The sequence below is a fragment of the Cyanobacterium sp. T60_A2020_053 genome (genome assembly GCA_015272165.1).
In the GTDB taxonomy this organism is placed as follows: domain Bacteria; phylum Cyanobacteriota; class Cyanobacteriia; order Cyanobacteriales; family Cyanobacteriaceae; genus Cyanobacterium.
Window position 1 is genome coordinate 1 of the sequence record JACYMF010000056.1, and the last position, 23662, is coordinate 23662.

Below are 23662 nucleotides of genomic sequence, written 5' to 3' on the forward strand. Positions count from 1 at the left end.
CTCTGCTTCCCTTTCTCCCTCTGCTTCCCTTTCTCCCTCTGCTTCCCTTTCTCCCCTGTCACCAATACTAAAAAAACCATGACAAATCTTTCCATCAGTGCGGTAATTTGTACATACAACCGAGAAGAATATTTGCGAGGGGCGCTGGATAGTTTACTCCATCAAGATTTGGCTAATTATGAAATTATTGTGGTGGATAATGCTTCAACTGATGGCACTGCCGATATAGTGAAATCTTATTCAGATAATCCCAAAGTAAAATATGTTTATGAGCCAAAATTAGGGTTATCCGTGGCACGAAATACGGGGGTAATTAATGCTACTGGTGAGATAGTGGCTTATCTCGATGATGATGCCATAGCGCCCTCCCACTGGTTACCAACATTATTAGAGGTATTTGAAAATGATTCTGATGTAGTTATTGCTGGAGGTAAAGTTAAATTAATACTACCTGAACCTTATACTGAACTACCAGCATGGATTTCAGAGCAAATGGCAGGGGCGCTGGGTCTTTATGACTTAGGTGATGAAATGATAGCCATTCATGATGCCAGTTTCACACCTAGGGGCTTAAACTACGGTTTTCGTCGTAGTTTTTGGCAAGAAGTGGGCGGTTTTGATGTGAAATTTGACCGAGTTGGAAATAACTTATTATCCAATGGTGACTTAGTCTTTACCGAATTAGCCTTAAAGATGGAAAGAAAAGTTATGTATATCCCCACCGCTGAGGTAGGGCATAATGTACAACCAGAAAGATTAACGAAAGAATGGTTCAAAAGTCGTAGTTGGTGGCAAGGTATCAGCGAATATTATCGCCAACAAGGTAAGAATGTAACTAAAAACAAGCAATTTTTAGGCTCTTTAGAAAGAATTATACGAGGTTCATATAAAAGTATAAAATATATTAATAATCCTAGCACCAGATTTGAAAACATCTTGTATGTTTATGGTCAATTTGGTTATCTTAGTAAACTGTTAAAGATAGGCAAAAGATAAGAGTGAAAAGACAACAGTTAAATTTTTAACTTGTAAGGCAAAGGTTTTAAACCCCTTGTTAACAAAAATGCAAGTTGTTCAATGCGCCTTAACTTTGAACTGTAGTTTAGACTAAATGTAAAGAGGGCGTTGCTGATTTTGAGTATGATTCATATTTATTGGAAATCACTAAACTATTAAATAGTAAGTATTCCAGATTGTTGAGTTTTTATTTTCATACCTTGATTCAGCAATGCCTGATTTTTTTTTCTTTTTTTAATTCCATTTTTATGAAACTCTCGGAGCCTAACTCTGGACATTTGATGTTGTTTTCTATTCCACTTCCTACTCAATGCAAATCATATCTTAATTCAGCAAAGCCCTAAAAATTAGCTTAAATGTTGTTCTCCCTCTGTAACAGTTTTAATGGGAATCAAGTCAAGGGGAGACTTAATTTTTTTAGGAGTAGTGGCATTAGGATTTGGATTATCAGGGTTAACAATACCTCCCGAAATTAAAACTCGAAAAGCATCCTCAATGGATAAATCTACATTAGTAACACCATCTTCAGGTACAATTACATACCAACCAGAGGTAGGATTAGGAGTAGTTGGCACAAAAACACTTAACATCGGTTGTTCAAAACTACCTTGAATTACCGTACTAACTTTACCCGTCACAAATCCCATCGTCCATAAACCCTCTCTAGGATACTCGATAACTACTACCCGACGAAATTTAGTTTGAGAGTCTTGGAAAAGAGTTTCTAAAATTTGCTTGAGAGTCTTATAAACCGCACCAGCAAGAGGAATTGCCTGTAATATTCTTTCGCCAACATCCAACAACCAGCGCCCGACAATATTGCGCGCCATCAAACCGATAAGGAGAATAAATGCTAAAGGCACAGTTAAACCCACCACAAAATTAAGAAAATTAGTGAGAAGGGGATTGAGTCCGTCAAAAGGGTTAATTTGTTTAGGTATTTTAGTTAAAAATTTAATTGCCCAGTTAGCGATAACATAGCTTAACCAAATGGTTGTCGCTAAAGGAATCACTACTAATAACCCAGCAATTAAATCATTTTTTAAATTTTGTTTTAGGCGTTCTAACACAAACTGCTTACTCTATCTTTATTAGTATTAATTACTGTTATTTTACCTCTTCCCTACCAAAAAAATAATTATTCAGCAAACCTTAATTGAATTTTTCCACACAGCGCGCGAAAATTTCTGCACCCATACTAAGGGCAGTTTCATCAAAATCAAAACGGGGATGATGATGGGGAAAATCAAGACTTTTATCAGGATTTGCCGACCCTAAAAAGAAGTAACAACCGGGAATTTCCTGTAAGAAAAAAGACATATCTTCTCCCCCCATGGTTTGACATTCCGGCACAATTCCCAAGGGAGTTTCTACCACCTCCAGCGCCCCTCGCCGTACCAATTCTGCCATGTCAGGATCATTAATGACGGGGGGATATAACTGCCAATAATCGAGGTCATAATCAGCGCCGTGGCTATGGCAAATGCCCTTAATAATCGCCTCAATTCTTTTGCCGATATAACCTTGATAAAGAGGATTAAAATAGCGCACCGTGCCACTCATTTTAGCGGTATCAGCAATGACATTAAGCGCCCTTCCCCCTTCAAAAGTGCCGACAGTTACTACTGCCGAATCAGTGGGTTTAATGTTGCGACTGACGATGGTTTGTAAAGCATTGATAATTTGAGCGCCCACCACAATGGAATCGATGGTTTGATCAGGCATAGCACCGTGGCCACCTTTACCCTTAATTTCACACTTAAAACATTCTACCGCCGCCATGAGCGCCCCTGCCCTTACGCCCACAGTGCCGAGGGGGAGGTTATTCCAGAGATGTAAACCAATAATGGCATCCACCTCTGGATTATGTAAAACCCCAGCTTCAATCATGGGTTTAGCGCCCCCTGGACCTTCTTCGGCTGGTTGGAAGATAATTTTTACCGTGCCACGCCAATCATGGGGGTGATGGTGTAAATAATGGGCAATACCTAAGGCAATGGCAGTATGTCCATCATGACCACAGGCGTGCATAATGCCCTCATGGTGGGAACGATAGGATACTTTATTTAACTCTAACACAGGCAGGGCATCCATATCAGCACGAATGGCTAAAACTTTGCCGGGGTGGGCGCTATGAATAGTAGCAACGATACCAGTTTGAGCAACCCCTGTTTGATGTTTAATACCCCATTCATTGAGTTGAGAGGAAATAAATTGGGCAGTTAAATGTTCTCGAAAACCTAATTCTGGATATTGATGTAAACGGCGCCGCCATGATACTAATTGAGGTTGTAAATCGGCAATAGCTGGTCTAAGGTGACGGGCGCTGAGGGTAACTGACATGAGATTTTTAAATTTTCTTTCTATATTAACAAACTAAACAATGGACCATTGATAATGGGAGGAATGTAGAATGCAGAAGTAATTGTTTTCTAAATTCTAACTTTTCTTCCCCTGCTACCCTTTCTTCCTCTGCTACCCTTTCTTCCTCTGCTACCCTTTCTTCCTCTGCTACCCTTTCTTCCCCTGCTACCCTTTCTTCCCCTGCTACCCTTTCTTCCTCTGCTACCCTTTACCCCATCCCAGCAATCATCAGCGCAGCTTCCTTCCAGCGCCCTTGTTTACGCAAAATATTAGCAGCTTTTACCTTACTACCAGCCTGTAACCAAGCCTCAATAGCTAAATCCCACTTTTCTTGTGCCTCACAGCAAATCGCTACTTGTGGCCAATCACCAAGACGGCGCCAACAATCTTCAGCCAAATCCCATTGTAGCGCCCGTTGATAATTAAACCCAGCGCCCTTCAACCCCTCATCATTATTTAGTTTTAACCATACCTGCGCCCCTTGAGAATAATCCCCTAACTTTTCTAAACATACCGCACCCCGTGACCAATTTTCTAGTTTTTGCCAACATTGCCAAGCCTGTTGCCAACATTCCCCCTTTTCATAAGCCAAACCTGCTTTTTGCCATTGCTCAATTTTACGCCAATTATCTCCCGATTCCTGCCAATTACTCTCATTTTCTGCCATTTCTGCCACTTTATCCCATTGTTGCAATTGAATGTAGCATTTTTTGGCTTCTGTATAGTCTTTTATTTTTTCGCTAATTACCGCCGAATTTAGCCATTTATTAGCCTGTTGATATGCTTTAGATGCTTTTTGCCATTTTTCTTGTTTTTCAAGGTTATACGCTAATTTTAGATAATTTTTATCCTCAGACCAGATTTTTTCAGCATCAGCCCAAAAACTACCATTTTCAAAACATTCAGCCGACTTTGCCCTTTCTCCTGCTTTAAACCAATTTTCTGCCGAATTTAACCAAATTTGCTCATTTTCCCAGATTTTTGCCGCCTCTTGCCAATTTTTTTCCCCCTCATAACATCTTGCAATGCCTGAACGTATGTTCAGATGTACCCAGACTTGTCTTGCTTTTTGCCAAAGTTGCGCCTTTTCGTAACATAGCGCCGCTTTTTCTCTTTCCTCAGCTTTCAGCCAAGCATCACCAGCGAGGGAATAATTAGCGAGATTTTCCGCGCAAATTGCCACTTGAGAGAAATTACCGAGAAATTGCCAACAATCTAAAGCATTTTGCCAAAGTTGCGCCTTTTCGTAACATAGCGCCGCCTTTTCCCTTTCCTCAACTTTCAGCCAAGCATCACCAGCGAGGGAGTAATTAGAGACATTTTCCGCACAAATTGCCACTTGAGAGAAATTACCGAGAAATTGCCAACAGTCTAAAGCATTTTGCCAAAGTTGTGCCTTTTCATAACATAGCGCCGCCTTTTCTCTTTCCTCAACTTTCAGCCAAGCATCACCAGCGAGGGAGTAATTAGAGACATTTTCCGCACAAATTGCCACTTGAGAGAAATTACCGAGAAATTGCCAACAGTCTAAAGCATTTTGCCAAAGTTGTGCCTTTTCATAACATAGCGCTGCTTCCTTATGACAGTTTATTTTAAGCCAGAAGGGCGCTGATTTTTCCCACTCCTCCAAATCTTGCCAAATTTGTGCCGTTTCCTGCCATTTTTCCTGTTGCTGACACACCAAGACTAAACGAGGATAATTTTGTAACTCACGCCAACAATTTTCCGCTTCCGATAACATTGACGCTTTTTCAAAACAAAGCGCTGCTGATTCTAACTGACTTATTTTAAGCCAAATATAACCAGCTTTATCCCAGCGCCCCAATTCCTGCCAAATCTCACCGGCTTTATCCCATTCTTCTAGCTTTTCCCAGAGAGTAGCAACCTTTTCATAATTTTTCAGTTGTTGCCATATATTTATAGCTTTTTCCCATTGTTGTGATTTTTCATAAGCAAAAACAGATTTAAGTAAAGGATTAACTTGTTGCCAACTTTCACCAGCTTCTAACCATTTCCCTTCCCTTTCATAGCAAATAGCCACGGAAGCAAATTGTTTGATTTCTAGCCAACCTTCCCTCGCTTTTTCCCATTCCCTTGCCAATTCATAACAAAGGGAAGCATGAGAAATTTTACCGAGATTTCGCCAAAGATTTCCAGCTTCTAACCATTTTGATTGCTTTTCGCAAAGTTTAGCGACTTGAGTATAATCTTCTAAATCTCGATAGATATTTTCTGCCAGTTGCCAATGTTTACCTTTCTGATACATTTCTCCTGCCTTGATTTTTTCTCCCAGTTGTAAATAAATTTCGGCTACTTTTTCCCATTGTTGTAATTTTTTATAAGTTTCAATAGCAAGGGAATAATTTTTTGACTGGTAAGCAATTTCGGCTACTTTCTCCAAATTATTTAACTCTAACCATATATCTATAGCTTTCTCCCATTGTTGACAAGATTCAAAAGCCAAAGCAGATTTTTCTTTCTCCCCTATAGATAAGTAAAGAATAGCTAAATCAAAAAAGCGCCCTTCACCGTTATAAAATTCTATTAACTTTGACTTATTATCTAACCTCTCCCATAATTGGATTGCCTTCTCATAATCACCCGATTGAAAAGCAACATCTCCAGCCTTTTCAAAATTATTTAACTCTAACCATATATCTATAGCTTTCTCCCATTGTTGACAAGATTCAAAAGCCAAAGCAGATTTTTCTTTCTCCCCTATAGATAAGTAAAGAATAGCTAAATCAAAAAAGCGCCCTTCACCGTTATAAAATTCTATTAACTTTGACTTATTATCTAACCTCTCCCATAATTGGATTGCCTTCTCATAATCACCCGATTGAAAAGCAACATCTCCAGCCTTTTCAAAATTATTTAACTCTAACCATATATCTATAGCTTTCTCCCATTGTTGACAAGATTCAAAAGCCAAAGCAGATTTTTCTTTCTCCCCTATAGATAAGTAAAGAATAGCTAAATCAAAAAAGCGCCCTTCACCGTTATAAAATTCTATTAACTTTGACTTATTATCTAACCTCTCCCATAATTGGATTGCCTTCTCATAATCACCCGATTGAAAAGCAACATCTCCAGCCTTTTCAAAATTATTTAACTCTAACCATATATCTATAGCTTTCTCCCATTGTTGACAAGATTCAAAAGCCAAAGCAGATTTTTCTTTCTCCCCTATAGATAAGTAAAGAATAGCTAAATCAAAAAAGCGCCCTTCACCGTTATAAAATTCTATTAACTTTGACTTATTATCTAACCTCTCCCATAATTGGATTGCCTTCTCATAATCACCCGATTGAAAAGCAACATCTCCAGCCTTTTCAAAATTATTTAACTCTAACCATATATCTATAGCTTTCTCCCATTGTTGACAAGATTCAAAAGCCAACGCAGATTTTTCCTTCTCTCCTATAGATAGATAAAGATTAGCAAGTTGAGAAAAATTTTCCCGTTGAGAATAAAAACGAATCAACTGCGACTTATCATTTAATAATAGCCAACACTTTTCAGCCTTATGCCACTGCTGACATCTTTCATAAGCCAAAGCCGACTTTTCATATTGCTTAACTTGTTGCCAAGCAAAACCACATCTTAACCACTCCTGTAACTTATGCCAAATTAAAGCAGATTCTTGCCACTTATTTTGACACTCACAACATAAAGCAACTTGAGAGAAATTCCGTAACTGTCGCCAACACTTTTCAGCCTTGCGCCAATTTTGTTGCCTTTGATAACAAAGCGCCGCCTTTTTAATTTCCCCTGCTTGTAAAAAACAATCCCCTGCTTGCTGCCATCGCTGTAACTGTTGCCATAACGGCGCTGCCTCTTGCCATTTCTCTTGTTTTTCACAAACATCAGCAACCTTTGCCGTTTGATGTAATTGTCGCCAATAAATTTCTGCCTTTTGCCACTGTTGCGCCTTTTGATAACACAAGGCAACTTTTTCTAACTCTCGAATTTGTAACCAATTTTCCGCAGCGCTTTCCCATTTACCAATACCTTCCCAAACTTCTGCTGACTTTTGCCATTGTTTTAACCTTTGCCACATTAAAGCAAGGGGTTGTAATCTTTCTTCTTGTCGATAAACTTCCTCAGCGAGAAGATAGTATTTTTGCGCGAGGGAATTTTGTTGACTATTTCTATATATATCCCCAATAGTTTCCCATTGTTGATTTTTTTCCAGACAACGAATATAACCTTCTCTATCTTCTGCTTTTTGATAACAAATTCCAGCGAGAGAGTAATAACCTTTTTTTTCTAAATAGTTACCTCTTTGTTGCCATTGCGGAGGAGTTAAATGTTGCCATTTTTTCTGCCATAGATTGGTTTCTACTTCCTGCCATGCCAAGATAGCTTTTTCCCATTGTTGTTGTTGATGCCATAAATCGCCACTTTCTTCCCAGTTACCGCTTAATTCAGCAAGATAACTATTAATGTATGGAGTTGATTTTTTCTCGCCAATAGTTTGATACATTTCCAGCGCCATTTGCCATGCGCCTTGTTGTTGATACTTTTTGGCGAGGTTAATAATTTCTTCTCGGTTGTGTTGATTAAGGAGGGGGTTAAGAGTTTTGATGCCTGTTTTTTTGATGTAATTGTCTAGGGATGGGTAATGTTGATAGATGTCGAAATTGTTTTCATAGAAAAATAGTTTCCCTGTAATACTATTCAAGCTAGGAATTAAATATTGATTGATAAGGTGATGACGAAATTCTTTATCTATTGTCTGTAGGTTGCTAAAGAAATTCCAGATGATAACATTCTCGAATTGATAGTTATGATTTTCGTCTAGGGTAATGATTCGACTGGATTTGGTTTGAGTTGTGGTGAGTTTTATTTTTTCTTCTTTGTCAGTGACAATAATAATAGTATCCCAACCCAAATTTTCTAGTTGAGTGATAATTTTATCTTCTTCTCCTATCAACCAGTAACATTTTTCGATGGTGTTAATAATGGCTTCGGGATTCTGTTGATTTTCGGTAATGTTTTTTAGTTGATTTTGTAAGTTAATAATTTCAGCATCATTGACTAAGTTAACTGTTAATTGATAATGGTGGAGGGCGCTGGGATATTTTTCGCTATTATCATCTTTATTATTACCATTCCCCTGTTTATCTTTGTGATGTTGATAAATTAATAAATCATCTGCTTCTATTTCTTTCTTTAATCCAGTGTCTTGATTATGTAATAATTCTTGTGGTTGTTTATCCAAATCTATTGCCTGTTGCCTGTTGCCTATTGCCTCACTTTGTAATACATCCCCAAAATTATTTTTTATATCAGTTGTCAAAGAATTATCTAACCCTTCCTCTTGATTAATTGATAAACTCTTATGCTTAGTAACCAATAACTTCCCTTGCCGATATAAATTAACTGGGGAAAATTGCTGAATTAAACTGTCAAAAAAGAATCCTTTGCGTCCTTTGCGCCTTTGCGAGATATAATCAAAATCTAATTCTCTGTAACTATAACCAATAGCAGGTAAACCATCATTACCTAATTTAACTAAAGAAAAAAGTAAAAGCGCCCCTCGCCGAGACAAATTATCTAAATCATCCACCAAAAGATAATCATAATAACCAGCGAAATTTTTTGGTAACTGAGACAAAAAGTCGGTAGTAATATCATTTACATCCCAATAACTATTACTAGCTAACCACTGCTGATATTTTTGTGCCAAAATATATATCTGCTGATTATCCACTGAAAATCGCTGATTAACCTCCCTCTCGTAATCAGGGAAACTAATTAAACCCTCATCAGTAAAAGAATAATTAATACATCCCTTGAGAGTGAAAAAGATTTCCTGCCAAAGATAGCGCGCTTCCACTGCTGTCAAATCATAACTAGATAAAAATTCCTCTCGAAAACGCCGATAATCCACAAAATGCCGTTGACGATAATCACTATCCCTAAAAATACCCAATTCCTGCGCCGTGTTTCTAAGGAAATTAATATAACCAGCAATGTCAAGATAATCTCTCGTTGAAGCGGTGATTTTTTGCGCCAAATTACTCAGACGATAATGACTAATTTTATCTGTCGTCACCAAAGCAATTTTACTGTCTGCATTTTCCACAGCAGTCAAAAAACTCTTATATAGTAGTGTCTTACTCTTTCCCGTCTGATTATCTCCCGTCAAAGCCAAGGGAAATTTACTGGTTAATACCTCTCGCTGTTGCGCTGAAACTAAGGGAAAAAAGTTTACTTGTCGTTTTTCATCTCTTATGTTATAATAGAATTGGTCTGAATTTTTGATAGTGAAGTGGAGGGCGCTGAGTCGTAAATTGTTATTCGCCCTAAATAAACTAATAACATGGCTAGGTAGCTTAAACTTATCCTGCTCAAAATTAATGTCAATATCAATAATCTGATGGGGTAAATTATCCCTAACAACAATAGGTTGTTTTAACTTTGTTTTATCAGTAATACTTAAAAATTTAATCAATTTAGTTTCTTTTACCGCTACGGCGATAAACTCTAAACGATAATTATAATTAAGACGGTAAATATTGCATATACTGTCATTACTTTTTTTCTCAATCCCCTTAATAAATAGCTGATGACTAATGATATTGTTAAAATAACTAAACAACTCCTCACGATAACTTTTCTCTAAGGGGTAAATTTTCTGATATAGAGATAAATCTATAGTGTAGGCTAATGCTTGATTTTGATAGTTCATCATTATTGTAGTGTCAGCAATATAAAAGAGCAAAGGGAATTATTATTATAAATGAGAAAATTTTTATTTTTAAGATAATATAGACCTTATCAAATGAAGATTTGGACAATGATTTTCTATCAAATTTACTAGAAAATACTATTTTCTCACTGTATTTCGGATTTCTAGCCCTATTTTTAGAGGGGACTTAATTAATCTATCATAACTACGGTAGAAGCTATATAATATAAGTGAAATAGTTAAGATTAAATTAGAACTATGAACAGGATTAATAAATTAGTTTTTAGCCTGTTAATCGCTTCAGCATCTATAGCAGGAATCATCAAACTACAATTACCCTATATTAGTGATAGTGAAGGTGCAATCAGCGCTGAAGAATATCAAAGACTGGAAAAAAAAGAATCTTTACAAGTATTATTACTGAATAAATTACCCGATTTTGGTTACAATAACCTAACGGCTAATCTAGTTTACCTTAATTTTATTCAATATTATGGGGATGCAGAGGCTAGGGAAGTTACGGGTTATCGATTATCCCCTGACTACTTTAAGACGGTAGTGGCGAAAGACCCTCGTTTTGTGACTTCATATTATATCATGGAACCGGCGACAACATTGTTTGCTGGTGAACCAAAAATTAGTCATGATTTGATAGTAGAAGGGTTAAAAATCATCCAACCGACACAACCTTTAGCCCATCAACTATGGATTTATAAAGGCATTTTAGAAATTTTATTTTTAGGAGATTTAAAGGAAGCCCAAAAATCCTATCAAATGGCAGCCAAGTGGGCTAAAATAGAAAACACCGAGGAGAGTCTAAGTGTAGCACAAGTTGCGGAGGGAACAGCAAAATTCTTGGCAACTGAGCCTGATAACCGTAAAATTGCCGGTTCTTCTTGGTTAACTATTGCCCTTAATGCAAGGGATGAAGCTACAAGGGAAAGGGCGCTGGCAGAAATTGACAAGTTGGGGGGGAAAGTAATGGTGGAAGGTAATCGGGTTTTCGTGCGCTATGACAATTAGGTTGTGCTGAAAAAGTATTTTGGTGAGGAGAGGTGTCAGGTTTCGGGTGTCGGGGTGTCGCGGTGAAATGCTTATAAATTAAAGAGTTAAGCCAAATAGTTATGTTTAATAAGTTACTCATTTGTCTCAATAATTTTCGATTGGGGTAAAGAAAAGAGGGCATTTTTTGGGAAAAAAGGCTATTTTTGGCACTTTTTAAATATTTTATTGTACTTAAAACCTTCGTTTTAAAAGAGTTTTGAATAGACTTCTCCAAACATTGGGCTAGAAGCCCGATATACGATAAAAAATCAGCGAGAAGGTCTGAGAATTGTTCTTTCTGTCATCGTTTGAGTAGCGCTACGGTCTCCTAAACTCCGAATTACCTCTAAATCAACCTTAATGGCAGAATCACCTTGTAAATGACGCTCAGGGATGGGCAATTCTCCAATATTAACTACAAAACGGTTATTTTCATAGCGGACAAATTGAGGGGGAATTTCCGCGCTGTAGCGCTCGGTGTAGTCATTGACTTCTCTAAAGCGCGCTTCAGCGGATAACGATGTACTATAGCGAAGGCGAAAACGAGTGTCAATTAAATCAGATTTTTGAGCCTCATCGACAATTTCCCATTTAACATCTTTGCCCACTCCCCTAATACCTTGACTTTTTAGCTGGGTAGCTTGGGAGGCTTGGAGGGCATTAAATACAAATATTTCTGTAATGCCGTTTCGGCGGTTGATGGTTTGCTGAAACCATAAATCATTGGGGGTATTGACGGCAACTTGTCCATTTTCATCTAAGCTAAGGGTGACAGTGCGCCCTCCAAACGGTTGAAAAGGCTGAGGTGCATTCCAAATCAACACTACCGCATTTTGTAACCTCTCAGCGAGGGCTAAATACTCATCATTAATTATTGAACCTTGAGCAAATAACGCCCCAGCGCCCTTCCTCGTTGCCCAAATATTCTTAGAGAGGCTAAAACCACGCTCTTTTAATTCTGTCATGGTAACAGATGCCGATAAACGGTCGGGCGCTAAAGGTTGATTACTATTAATAAGTGTTAATTGCCCTAAATTACCATCGCGCCCATTTCTACCATTGCGCCCTCCCTGTCCCGTTTCGCCATTAGTACACTTATATTCTTGAGTAGTACAATTATAATTAGCACTGCCGGGGCTACCGCTACAGGTTTGCACAGTCCAAAATGGTTGTAAACAGTCACAACCCTTGCCTCCAGCGCCCCCCGCCCCACCCATACCGCCTTTACCACCACCGGCATTAACGGTAATAGCTTGTAAATAATTAGGATCAGTGGCATAAATGGTAAGATTACCACCTTTACCCCCATCACCCCCATCACCGCCATCGCCACCGTTACCACCCGTGGCACCCATTAAATTTTGGGGTTGTTGGTTAGGTTGGGGTTGACAATTGGCACGGCGCCCATCTTCCCCAGCTTCACCACTACTACCATTTTGCCCCACCAGAGTTAAATTAAGGGGGGAGCCATCGGCAAAAATGGTTATACTTTCACTATCACGCCCTGATGTGCCGTTATTACCGTTACCGCCATTACTACCGTTATCGCCAAACCTGACTAAGCTAGAGGCAAGGGCGCTGAGGTTACACCAATTAATATTATTAGTAATACTGGGATAAATAATATCGGGAATTAGTAAAAAAGCGAGGGTAAAAGAAGTATTTTTCAGCCAACCCATGTCTATTTGTGGTTAATTTTACTCAATTTCTCTCACAGATTATCACAATTTGTTAATGGTGGATCAATCCCAATCAAAAATTGGGTCTTTTTCGTCTTTTTCCCAATCCCTGACAAAAGTAGTTGACTTAGATTTTCTTTTTTGAGCGGTTTTTTTAGATGGGGGAGTATTTCTTTTCGTGAAATTTAGCAAAGCGCCCACCACAAAACCCAAAGCTACAGCAAAGGATATTAACACCCCAGAGGGAATAGGAATGGATTGCCATACAAAAAAATTGAGGCTAACACTTACCACATTTTGAATGGATAAAACTGGTATTAATACTAGCCAAAATGCAAAAATTAGGGCAATTAGTAAGTTACTAAATAAATTCATTTTTAGCCTTTTTAAAAAATTAATAAAAATGTAACTTATTATTACGGTACAATTAAAATATTTATTACATTAAAATTTTTAATTATTGTCATTGAAGTTTTCATTATTATCCTCCTTAGAAACATTATTATTGTTAGCATTACTAACTTTTTCTAATTGTGGAGGTGCTTCAATTTGTGCCTTCATCGACACTGATTCTTCTAACTGCTGTGCTTCTTTTTTAAACTCCTCTTGAAATTCCCGTGAAGCCTCCTGAAAACCTTTTAAAGTCTTGCCCACAGTCCTACCTATTTCTGGTAATTTTTTTGGTCCAAAAACCAATAAAGCTACTACAAAAATTACCGCCATTTCGGGAAGTCCAATGCCAAAAACATTCATAGTTTAAATAAGTAAATTAGTAATTTTTTCATGGTAATATGGGAAAGTCAAGGGGATTAAATTAAGCCCCTTGTTCGTCAGATTACAACTTTTAACTTGCTGACTTAGGTAATAATTATCGACCTAAACTAGACCAATCTACCACAATGCCATCAAGTAAGAGAGAAGAGTTGTAAATTTGTAAGATAATCAAGAGGAAAACGAGGAATAAAATCATAAACACACCCATCAAAGGGGTGGTACTCCAACCGGGGGCAACTTTGCCGTATTCGGAGTTTAAGGGTTTTAGTAAATCACCTAAAGGGGTACGCTGTGACATAATTTATTTTATATTTTTTTACTTATGTTTAATTTGGTGTTAGTTTTTTTGATTATACCAAAGTTAAGGAAAGTATGAATTATGAATTAATGGTTAGGTGAAGAACTAATTATCAATTATCCTCCGCCGACAATAGTAACGACTTCTAATTTATCTCCAGCTTTGACCATGGTAGTATCCCAATATTGACGATGCAAAATTTCACCGTTGTATTCCACGGCGATTAATCTGAGTTGAAAGTTTAAATTCGTTAAGGTTTGGCTGAGGGTGAAGGGCGCTGAGATTATTTTTTCTTCTCCATTAACGCTAATAGTTATAGTTTTTTGATTCATTTTCTCTGGTTTTAATAGTAATTTTTGATCAGACTCTTTCAAAAAATAGCATTTTTTATGGTATCTCGTTCTTCTAGTCTAATTAGCCAGTATATGTATTGAGAATACGTTTGAAGAAAAGGGCAAGGGGCGCACATCTAGGGTGTTTATGGTAGATTTAATCAATTTTATTCGAGAACTTATCGTAAAAACTCTCCCCGTCATCTAATCAAACAGACGTTAAAATAAATTAAGAATTAGTATATCTATCACTGCAAAAAAATGATAGAGAGATATAATTAATTATTCAGTATTATTATTATTATGATTGACGCTATTATTATTCTAATATTTGTCTTAGCCTGTGCCGGAATCGGCTTTGACGTGATTCAAGTATTGCCTAACGATATTCAAGGGCAAATTTCTAATATTCAAGCATTGCAATGGTTAATTGCTGGTTTTGCTTCTGTTATCGGTTTAGCTTTGGGTTTGGTTGCCCAAACTACTTATCGCCGTTTAGAGCAAAGAATCAGAAAAACTCCAATTGAAGTTATTATCACTAGGGCAATCGGTTTGGTAATTGGTCTTTTATTAGCTAACTTAATGTTAGCGCCCATCTTCCTGTTACCCATTCCCTCCGAATTTGGCTTCCTCAAACCCATGTTAGCTATCTTGGGTAGTGTGATTTTTGCCGTGTTGGGAGTATCCCTGGCTGATACCCACGGGCGCACTTTTTTACGCCTTATCAACCCTAACAGTATCGAGTCTATGTTAGTGGCGGAAGGCACTCTTAAACCTGTTGCTACCAAAATTTTAGATACCAGTTGTATTATTGACGGGCGCATTCAACAACTTTTAGATACAGGTTTTATTGAGGGGCAGATTTTAATTCCTCAGTTTATCTTAAATGAATTGCAACAGTTAGCGGATGCCACCAATGATCAAAAACGGGTGCGCGGGCGCCGAGGGTTAGATATTCTTAATCAAATGCAGGAAAGATACCCCCACATAATCGTCATTCACCCCGAAGAATATGAAAATGTTATCACTGTTGATGCGAAGTTACTTCATCTAGCGCACGACATCAATGCCACTTTAATCACTAATGATTTTAACCTCAGTAAGGTAGCCAGTTTACAAAAAATCCTCATTCTCAATATCAATGATTTAGCCCAAGCTATTCGCCCTATTTATCTACCCGGAGATTATATCGATCTCAAAATCCTCAAAAATGGCAAAGAACCTAGTCAAGGTATTGGTTACTTAGATGATGGTACTATGGTGGTAGTAGAGGATGCTAATGATCATGTAGGTGAAGAGTTGAGAGTAACTGTCACCTCAGCCCTTCAAACTTCTGCTGGGCGCATGATTTTTGCTAAGACTAACAATTCTATGGTAAATTACTAAATCTGAATTTATGAAAGTAAAGTTATTTCGTTCTCTAAAGTCAATGTACCGTCAGGAATCAATTTCAGCTTTTATCTTTATTTTCGGGGCTGTAGATGCTTTGATGGGGGGTTTTAGTCATCATTGGACTTTACTTTCTTTTGGGGTATTTATCTTCTTAACTGGGGTGATGGTGCGCTGGTTACAAGAAGAAAAACAGAAAAAAATCAAAAACCTCAATTCTCCTCGTCGTTATCTTCCTTCCAGCGCCCCTCCCCAACCTCTTCCCGTCTTGTATCGTAAAAGAGATTATCGCCCTTAATTTTATGGGAGAAAGGGTGAAAGGGTGAAGGGGGAGATTATAACTCATAATTCATAATTCATAATTCATAACTCATAATTCATAATTCATAATTCATAATTCATAACTCATAATTCATAACCCAGCGCCCTCAACTGTTGCTCAAATTTTTGGGCATAATCGGGACTTTGCTGTTGATGTAATATTAAGGCTTGTTGCAAATACTTGAAACTATCTTCATATTGTGCTAGATGATATAAGAGTAAACCTAAATTTTGATAAGCTAAGGCATAATCGGGTTTAAGTTGAATGGCTTGTTGATAAGCGCCCTTCGCCTCGGCAAATTTGCCCGTAGCTTTGTAACAAATACCAAGATTATAATAAGCCACCGCAAAGTTAGGCATAATCTTAATACATTCATGGAATAAAACCAGCGCCCGTGACCATTCCTGTACTTGAGAGGATAGGCTACCATAATTAAAATATGCACCTATTTTCAAAATGGGCAAAATCGGCGCTTTGATAGCTTTTTGATAATGTTTTTCTGCACCTTCGGCATTTCCCTGAGTTACCAAAGCATTGGCAAGATGATAATGCAATTCATAAGTAACGGCAGGGGCGCTACCATGTAATTTTAAGCCCTTAGTGAGTAATTTAAAACCCTTTTTCGTTTCTCTTAACTGTAGATACAAAGCCCCCAATTTACTACACACATAACTATCATTGGGGTGATGTTGCAAATAACCCTCCATAGCTGTTTTTGCCCGTTGTGCCTTATTTTGAGCTTCAATTACTTGCGGTTGATAGCCATAATGATTAATTGCCACCTGCGGTAAATCCACGATGCGCCAATGGGATTCCTGTTGACAAATTTCTAACACCGCATCATCAATTAAGGCATGGTAAGGGCGAGAAAATTTGATGTTATGGTGGCGCCGAAATAATCTCGATAGCTGAGAGTAAGGGGAAGATACCGTGCCAATTTCCTGACGTAATAAATTAATTACTAGAGTATTATCATCTTCCACCGCTTCCTTGATGAGGGGAATTATTTTGTTATCTAATACCTCATCAGCATCTAATACCAATATCCAATCACCGCTAACTTTTGTCAAAGCAAAATTACGGGCGCTGGCAAAGTCATCTTGCCACCCATAATCAAAAACCAGCGCCCCCAGCCCCTCCGCTATTTCTTTTGTGTTATCCTGAGAGCCAGTATCCACCACGACTACTTCATCCACAAGGGGAAGGGCGCTGGTAACACAAGCCGATAAATTTTGCGCTTCATCTTTGACAATCATACAGAGGGAAATTTTAGCCATACTTTTGTTAAATTGTTCTTAACCTACAATCGCTGGACTCGCATTATAATGACTTTAACCCAAAAGTAACTAAAAAAATGAACCCTGAATTAGAAAAAAACACCACAGAAGCAGTGGTAAAAATTGAAAATGTTGACGTTTATTATGGTACTCATAAAGCCGTAGCTGGAGTAAATATCGACATCCCCAAAAATAACGCTGTTGCCTTCATTGGACCTTCAGGATGTGGTAAAAGTACCATTCTGCGATGTATTAACCGTATGAATGACTTGGTTGCCAGCGCCCGTGTCGAAGGTAAAATAACCTTCAAAGACAAAGATATTTACGCTAAAGGAGTTGATCCTGTGGGCTTGAGATGTAAAATTGGCATGGTATTTCAAAAACCAAATCCCTTCCCAAAATCCATCTATGAAAATATCGCTTGGGGCGCTCGGCTCAATGGCTATCAAGGTAACATGGATGAATTAGTAGAACAATCTTTGCGTAAATCTGCGTTATGGGATGAAGTCAAAGACAAACTAAAACAAAGCGGTTTAGCTTTATCTGGGGGGCAACAACAGCGCCTTTGTATCGCGCGCACCATCGCCGTACAACCTGATGTTATCTTGATGGATGAACCCTGTTCAGCATTAGACCCTATTTCTACCCTCAAAGTGGAGGAGTCTATCCATGAATTGAAAGAAAACTACACCATTGTAATCGTTACCCACAATATGCAACAAGCCTCAAGGGTATCTGACTTAACTGCTTTTTTTAATGCTAAAGCGGTAGAAGGAAAAGGGGGTAAATTAGGTTATTTAGTGGAGTATGACAAAACAGAAAAAATCTTCCAAAATCCTGCCGAAGAAGCCACTCAACAGTATGTTAGCGGGCGCTTTGGCTAATGGTGAAGGGCAAAGGTGTCAGGTATCAGGTGTTAGGTATTAGGTTAAAGAAAGGTTTAAAGTCTGTTCTACATAACAAAAAGTGTCATAAATTGACTTTTTTTTCTAAAAATACTCTATTTTTTCTATCCCAATCAAAAATTATGGTGAAGGGCAAAGGTGTCAGGTATCAGGTGCTAGGTATTAGGTTAAAGAAAGGTTTAAAGTCTATTCTACATAACAAAAAGTGTCATAAATTGACTTTTTTTTCTAAAAATACTCTATTTTTTCTATCCCAATCAAAAATTATCGAGACAAATGAGCAATTTATGAAAAATAACTATTTGGCTAAACTCTTTAATTTGTGAGAATTTCACCTGAAGCCTGACACCTGAAGCCTGACACCGCGACACCCGAAGCCTGACACCTTTCCTCACCAAAATACTTTTTCAACACTGCCTAATTAGGATAACTCAACCGAGCGCCCGTGAGCCGCCTTGACAGCTTCGAGGAGGGCGCTACGAAACCCGTTAGCTTCCAAAGTCGCTACCCCTGCAATGGTTGTACCGCCGGGGCTAGTAACTTGATCTTTTAATACTGCTGGGTGTAAATTCTTCGTTTTAATTAACTCAGCCGTGCCTAAAACTGTTTGTATTGCTAAACGTTGGGCAATGGCACGGGGTAAACCCACCGCTACTCCTCCATCACTTAGCGCCTCAATCATCATAGCCACAAAAGCAGGACCTGATCCTGATAATCCCGTCACCGCATCCATCAAATTTTCTGGCACTTGTACCACTTCCCCAATACAATTAAAGATTTTTTCGGCTATAGCCAAAGACTCTAAGCTAACATGATCATTGGGAGTAATAGCCGTCATGCCTTGTCCGACGAGCGCTGGAGTATTGGGCATTACTCGAATAATACCAGCGCCCTCCAACACTGCTTCTAATTTGTATAGGGGAGTACCAGCCAAAATAGAAAGTATCAAAGCAGGATAATTCCCCATATAACTTGCCAACTGAGAAGCAATGAGAGAAAAAATTTGCGGTTTAATGGCTAATAATAGCACTTCACAATTACCGAATACCTCCAGATTATTTTCCGTTGTAGCGACTTGGTAAGTGTTGCGCCAAAACTCCCGACGACTGCTTTGAGGCTCACTAATTTGCACTTGTGAAGGTTGATATAAATTTTCTGCCAGTAAACGAGATACAATCGCCTCTGCCATCACCCCACCACCAATAATACCTAATGAAAATGACACAATGTTTGACCAAAATAGACAACAACACTATTTTACAATCAAGTAGCAGTTGATTAAAAAATGAACAACGGATTAAAAGAGCAAAGGAAATTATTAATTCATAATTCATAATTCATAATTCATAATTCTTATCTCACCATTGATAATTGAAGACTTTTAAGCTAACCTGAGAGAGAAATCTTAGAACAATGTATTATTTTTAACAAAATGGTAGCAACACCCAGCGCCCCTAGCCCCACTCAAAACCTCAAGGAAATCGAAGAATTAACCATTTCCATCGGTATCAAAGGCTTAAATCCCACCATGTTAAGTGCCGAATATTTATCCATGAGTGGTATTGTGCCCAGTGATTGGGAATTAGCCAAACAACCTGTTTTAAATCCCCGTGGCTCTCAAGTTAATTACAAAAATGGTGTTAATATTGTGGCACAACCCAACGTCATTAATTTTGTCGAGGGAGTTGGCACAAAACAACTTAATGAACTTAGTTTTGCTAATCTTGCCTTACAATATATTGATAAATTAGCTAACGCTGAATATCAAGGCTTAAGCATTAATCCTAAAATTATCGTACCTTTTCAAGGAGATGAAAGCGTTGGAAAAAACTTTATTAATCAAGAATTATTAAAGCCGGGTAATTGGAGTACGTTTGAGGGCGCTAGTCCTCAATCTGCCATTAATTTATTTTATCAACTAACTGACTATAATCTTGGTATTAATATTAATCCTGCTCGATTACAGCAACCAGATAATCAAGTTATTCCTGCTGTACTTTTTGCAGGTAGTTTTACTTATAATTTGACGGTATTAGAAGGAGTAAATAGATTAAATAATCTTAAAGAAAAAATTAATAAATGGCAAGACAATTTAACAACTTTTAGAAGTCTAATTAATGAGAAGTTTTTGAAAAAAGCAGTTTCTCAGCAAGAAAGTTTATTTGATAACTAAGTTTAAAATATTTTTGAAGATATTTCGGGCTTCCAGCCCGAATTTGGTCAAATCTTTCACGCCATTTTAGTCTCTTAGTTATCCTAATTGATTTAATATTGCTATATACTGATAATACTTATTTTGACATTGTGATCCATGCCTATCCCAGAAAAAAATAACGAATCATCAGCGCCCTCCCCCTCACAAGAAATTCCCCTAGAAAATTTTACCAATAGAGAATTTCAGCGCCCTTCTAGTGCAGATAGTTATATTGGTGAAAGATGTGGAGAAAATGATCGTTATCAAATAGTCAAATTATTAGGAAAAGGTGGCATGGGTAAAGTGTATTTAGCCGTCACTGAAACCCCTGAAGGTCAAGATCAATTAGTAGCAATTAAATTTCTTAATAAAGAATGTTTAACTGCTGAAAATAAAGAGGAAATTAAGCAACGTTTTAACAGAGAAATAGGCTTTTTAATTGAATTAAATCATCCTCATATTGTACGGTTTTTAGATAAAGGAATTTATTCTGTAGCACATCAAGGAGAAGTTTATTTAATTCCTTTTTATGTAATGGAATATTTACAAGGAAAAACTCTCACTCAATACCTAATAGAGAAAGGAAAAATAAGTTTTGAAGAAGCATTACCCTTGATGATACAAGTGTTAGGGGCGCTTAGACAAACTCATAAACATGGCATTATACACCGAGACCTAAAACCAGATAATATATTTTTAGTTCCTACTTTTAATAACAAAAATATTGTTAAAATATTAGACTTTGGGATTGCTAGAAATCTTAATACCATGAGTATGGTTAGACTAACTAATGTTGCGGATTATTTCGGTAGCCCATATTACATTTCTCCTGAACATATTAAAGGAGTTTTTGAATTAGACACGCGCACTGATATTTATACATTAGGACTGATTTTTTATGAAATGTTAAGTGGAGAAAAACCTTTTGAGAATTATGAGGATATGCTTTTAACAAAAGGATGGTTAGGTGTTCATAATAATAAAATACCTAAACCTTTAATCACCCGTCAAGGTTGTGAAAATTTACCTATTTTAGTTAACGATATGATTATGAAATGTTTAGAAAAAAATCCTAATCATCGTTATCAACAGGCAGAAGATTTACTAGCAGATTTAATCACATTAAACCCAAAAAACTCCCCAGTTGTTTCCAATCAATCTCCTATGTCAGTATCATCAACTATTCTTGTCAATCCCTCCTTAACAACAATATCAGAAGAAAAAATTATTAGTAATAAAAATAATATTTACTGGCTAATTTTGACGTTTATTTTAGGGATAATAACAGGTTTTTTAATTAGTCTTACTATTCAATCTATCTCATCCGATAATCAAGAAAAAGCTCAACTTAATATAGGTGAAACAGGCATCTTGCCTGTGTTTGTAGAGAGGAAAGTACGGTAAAACAGGCATATTGCTTGTTTTAATGTACAATGAAAAATCTTGAATATCATATTAACTAATTAATGAAAAAAAATATATCAGCTAGACAAGGAGCATTTTTAGCCTTACAAAATATTTATAAAAATAAAGCCTATACAGATATAGCTATTGAAAAGATTTTTAAGCAATATCCCGATATTAAAAATATAGATAAAGGATTAATGTCAGAATTAGTTTATGGCATAATTAGAAGAAAAAGAACCCTCAATAGTTTAATTAATCAATTAGCCACAAAAAAAGCCAATCAACAACCTTTAGGCTTACAAATTATTTTACAAATTGGCTTGTATCAAGTGCGTTACTTAGATAAAATTCCTCCTTCTGCTAGTGTTAATACCAGCGTAGAGTTAGCCAAAAATAATAACTTAGGTAAATTATCAGGAGTAGTTAATGGAGTATTGCGCAATTATATACGTTTAGCAGAAATAGAAGACCCTTTAATTTTACCATCAGAAATTATCCCTAAACTAGGAGTAAAATATAGCTTTTCTGACTGGATAGTCGAACTTTTTTTACAACAATTAAATCTCAAAGAAACTAAAAAATTATTGCAGTGGTTTAATGAAACTCCTACCCTAGATTTAAGAATTAATCCTCTCAAAACTAACCAAGAAAATGTCCAAAAAAGTCTCAGTGATGCAGACATAAAAAGTCAATCTATCCCTCATTTACCCCAAGCCCTAAGAATAGCCCAAGCCGTAGGTAATATTAATAATTTGAGTGGATTTAACGATGGTTTATTTACAATTCAAGATAGTAGTGCCCAATTAGTAACCCATTTCCTTAATCCTCAACCCCATGAAACTATTATTGATGCTTGTGCTGCTCCCGGGGGCAAAACTACTCACATCGCTGAATTAATGAAAGATACAGGGACAATTTTTGCTTGTGATGATACTCCTAGCCGACTAACTAAAATTACTGAGAACATTAATAGACTGGGTTTAAAATCAGTACAGGTAATCAACTTAGATACTAGCACCAGCGCCCCTCACCCCAATAGTAAATATGATCGTATTTTAATAGATGCGCCTTGCTCTGGATTAGGCACATTACATAAACGCCCGGATATAAGATGGCATCAAAAACCAGAGCGTATTAAAGAATTAGCCGAATTACAATTTAAAATATTAAGTAATATGTCGCAATATGTCAAAGAAAATGGCATTTTAGTTTATGCGACTTGTACCCTCAATCCCTTGGAAAATGAAGAAATAATCGATAAATTTTTAGCAAACAATCCGCAGTGGTATGTAGTCACAGAAAAAAATGATCTTACGGAGAATTTTCCGATAACATCAAAGGGGGCGATCAAAATATTTCCCCATCGTCATAATATGGACGGTTTCTTTATGATTAAATTAGCGCAAGGAGTGCAAAATGAATCAAGCAGACAAAACTAAACAGCTAATGAAAATTGTCATTGGTGCCGCTTGGATAGATGGCATTATCCAAGAAGAAGAAAGAGAATATCTCAAAAAAATGGCACAAGAAAAGGGCTTAAATGATGACCCAGAAATTAAAAGTTTACTATCAGAAATTAAATCTGTTTCTCACCAAGAATGTTACACATGGTTAGAGGAATATTTAGGTCAAAATCATCAAAAAAAAGACTATCAAAATTTATTAGAAGCGATTAGTGGTCTAGTCTATAGCGATGGTAATATTGATGTTCAAGAAGCAAGATTATTAAATCAAATTGAAAATTTTGACCCTGAAAATCAAACACCACAATCTATTTTTACTTATCTATTAAGTTCTGTGAAAAAAATTTACCGTAAAGCTCTTTAAATGGGGTTTAATCAACAATAAAGTCGTGAGGGCAAATTCACAATTGACAATTCTGAGGCTTTATCACCTCATATTACTATCTTTAATATCAAGTAATTTACCCACCGTGTAATGAATTACACGGCTAACAAGATTA

At 37.0% G+C, this 23662-nt stretch carries 20 protein-coding genes; 9 read left to right on the forward strand and 11 right to left on the reverse strand.

Annotated features, from left to right (window positions below; genetic code table 11):
• The first annotated feature begins 78 nt into the window (after nt 1-78).
• Nucleotides 79-996, forward strand: a complete 918-nt coding sequence (locus IGQ45_07540; protein ID MBF2057065.1) for a glycosyltransferase family 2 protein — start codon at nt 79-81, stop codon at nt 994-996.
• Nucleotides 997-1364: 368 nt separating this feature from the next.
• On the opposite strand, the gene IGQ45_07545 is transcribed toward IGQ45_07540, so the two are convergent.
• The 4 genes from IGQ45_07545 to IGQ45_07560 form a co-directional block, all read right to left on the reverse strand.
• Entirely contained in the window at nt 1365-2087 is a 723-nt protein-coding gene (locus IGQ45_07545) for a DUF502 domain-containing protein (protein MBF2057066.1), read from the reverse strand.
• A gap of 82 nt (nt 2088-2169) precedes the next feature.
• On the reverse strand, nt 2170-3360 hold the full coding sequence (locus IGQ45_07550; GenBank protein ID MBF2057067.1) for an amidohydrolase: 1191 nt from the start codon (nt 3358-3360) through the stop codon (nt 2170-2172).
• Nucleotides 3361-3449: 89 nt separating this feature from the next.
• Complete coding sequence (locus tag IGQ45_07555; GenBank protein ID MBF2057068.1) at nt 3450-3629, reverse strand: hypothetical protein; 180 nt, start codon at nt 3627-3629, stop codon at nt 3450-3452.
• Nucleotides 3590-10081, reverse strand: coding sequence for a hypothetical protein (locus IGQ45_07560; GenBank protein ID MBF2057069.1), 6492 nt, complete (start codon nt 10079-10081; stop codon nt 3590-3592). Before IGQ45_07560 ends, IGQ45_07555 begins: the two co-directional genes overlap by 40 nt.
• A gap of 255 nt (nt 10082-10336) precedes the next feature.
• On the opposite strand from IGQ45_07560, the gene IGQ45_07565 reads away from it, so the two are divergent.
• Nucleotides 10337-11101, forward strand: a complete 765-nt coding sequence (locus tag IGQ45_07565; protein ID MBF2057070.1) for a hypothetical protein — start codon at nt 10337-10339, stop codon at nt 11099-11101.
• 290 nt (nt 11102-11391) lie between these two features.
• On the opposite strand, the gene IGQ45_07570 is transcribed toward IGQ45_07565, so the two are convergent.
• The 5 genes from IGQ45_07570 to thiS form a co-directional block, all read right to left on the reverse strand.
• Nucleotides 11392-12801, reverse strand: a complete 1410-nt coding sequence (locus tag IGQ45_07570; GenBank protein MBF2057071.1) for a collagen-like protein — start codon at nt 12799-12801, stop codon at nt 11392-11394.
• Between the two features lie 63 nt (nt 12802-12864).
• Nucleotides 12865-13176, reverse strand: coding sequence for a LapA family protein (locus IGQ45_07575; GenBank protein ID MBF2057072.1), 312 nt, complete (start codon nt 13174-13176; stop codon nt 12865-12867).
• Between the two features lie 78 nt (nt 13177-13254).
• Nucleotides 13255-13554: a TatA/E family twin arginine-targeting protein translocase gene (locus tag IGQ45_07580; protein ID MBF2057073.1), complete on the reverse strand. Its 300-nt coding sequence runs from the start codon at nt 13552-13554 to the stop codon at nt 13255-13257.
• 115 nt (nt 13555-13669) lie between these two features.
• The gene (gene psbH / locus IGQ45_07585; GenBank protein MBF2057074.1) at nt 13670-13873 is read right to left on the reverse strand and encodes a photosystem II reaction center protein PsbH; all 204 of its coding nucleotides are present in this window, start codon (nt 13871-13873) and stop codon (nt 13670-13672) included.
• 116 nt (nt 13874-13989) lie between these two features.
• Entirely contained in the window at nt 13990-14205 is a 216-nt protein-coding gene (thiS, locus tag IGQ45_07590) for a thiamine biosynthesis protein ThiS (GenBank protein ID MBF2057075.1), read from the reverse strand.
• Nucleotides 14206-14508: 303 nt separating this feature from the next.
• Here thiS and IGQ45_07595 point away from each other — a divergent pair, with 303 nt between their 5' ends.
• Complete coding sequence (locus tag IGQ45_07595; protein MBF2057076.1) at nt 14509-15591, forward strand: PIN/TRAM domain-containing protein; 1083 nt, start codon at nt 14509-14511, stop codon at nt 15589-15591.
• Between the two features lie 10 nt (nt 15592-15601).
• Nucleotides 15602-15892, forward strand: a complete 291-nt coding sequence (locus tag IGQ45_07600) for a hypothetical protein (GenBank protein MBF2057077.1) — start codon at nt 15602-15604, stop codon at nt 15890-15892.
• Nucleotides 15893-15999: 107 nt separating this feature from the next.
• On the opposite strand, the gene IGQ45_07605 is transcribed toward IGQ45_07600, so the two are convergent.
• Nucleotides 16000-17193 carry a tetratricopeptide repeat protein gene (locus IGQ45_07605; GenBank protein ID MBF2057078.1) on the reverse strand — a complete coding sequence of 398 codons (1194 nt, stop codon included), beginning with the start codon at nt 17191-17193 and terminating at the stop codon, nt 16000-16002.
• Between the two features lie 77 nt (nt 17194-17270).
• On the opposite strand from IGQ45_07605, the gene pstB reads away from it, so the two are divergent.
• Complete coding sequence (gene pstB / locus IGQ45_07610) at nt 17271-18077, forward strand: phosphate ABC transporter ATP-binding protein (protein ID MBF2057079.1); 807 nt, start codon at nt 17271-17273, stop codon at nt 18075-18077.
• Nucleotides 18078-18519: 442 nt separating this feature from the next.
• On the opposite strand, the gene proC is transcribed toward pstB, so the two are convergent.
• Nucleotides 18520-19323 carry a pyrroline-5-carboxylate reductase gene (gene proC / locus IGQ45_07615; GenBank protein MBF2057080.1) on the reverse strand — a complete coding sequence of 268 codons (804 nt, stop codon included), beginning with the start codon at nt 19321-19323 and terminating at the stop codon, nt 18520-18522.
• A gap of 207 nt (nt 19324-19530) precedes the next feature.
• Here proC and IGQ45_07620 point away from each other — a divergent pair, with 207 nt between their 5' ends.
• The 4 genes from IGQ45_07620 (at nt 19531) to IGQ45_07635 (ending at nt 23526) form a co-directional block, all read left to right on the forward strand.
• Nucleotides 19531-20271 carry a hypothetical protein gene (locus tag IGQ45_07620; protein MBF2057081.1) on the forward strand — a complete coding sequence of 247 codons (741 nt, stop codon included), beginning with the start codon at nt 19531-19533 and terminating at the stop codon, nt 20269-20271.
• 138 nt (nt 20272-20409) lie between these two features.
• A complete protein-coding gene (locus IGQ45_07625) occupies nt 20410-21696 on the forward strand; it encodes a serine/threonine protein kinase (protein MBF2057082.1) in 1287 nt (428 codons plus the stop codon).
• Nucleotides 21697-21758: 62 nt separating this feature from the next.
• On the forward strand, nt 21759-23138 hold the full coding sequence (locus IGQ45_07630) for a 16S rRNA (cytosine(967)-C(5))-methyltransferase (GenBank protein ID MBF2057083.1): 1380 nt from the start codon (nt 21759-21761) through the stop codon (nt 23136-23138).
• Nucleotides 23116-23526: a TerB family tellurite resistance protein gene (locus tag IGQ45_07635; protein MBF2057084.1), complete on the forward strand. Its 411-nt coding sequence runs from the start codon at nt 23116-23118 to the stop codon at nt 23524-23526. The genes IGQ45_07630 and IGQ45_07635 overlap by 23 nt, the downstream gene beginning before the upstream one ends.
• The last annotated feature ends 136 nt before the right edge of the window (nt 23527-23662 follow it).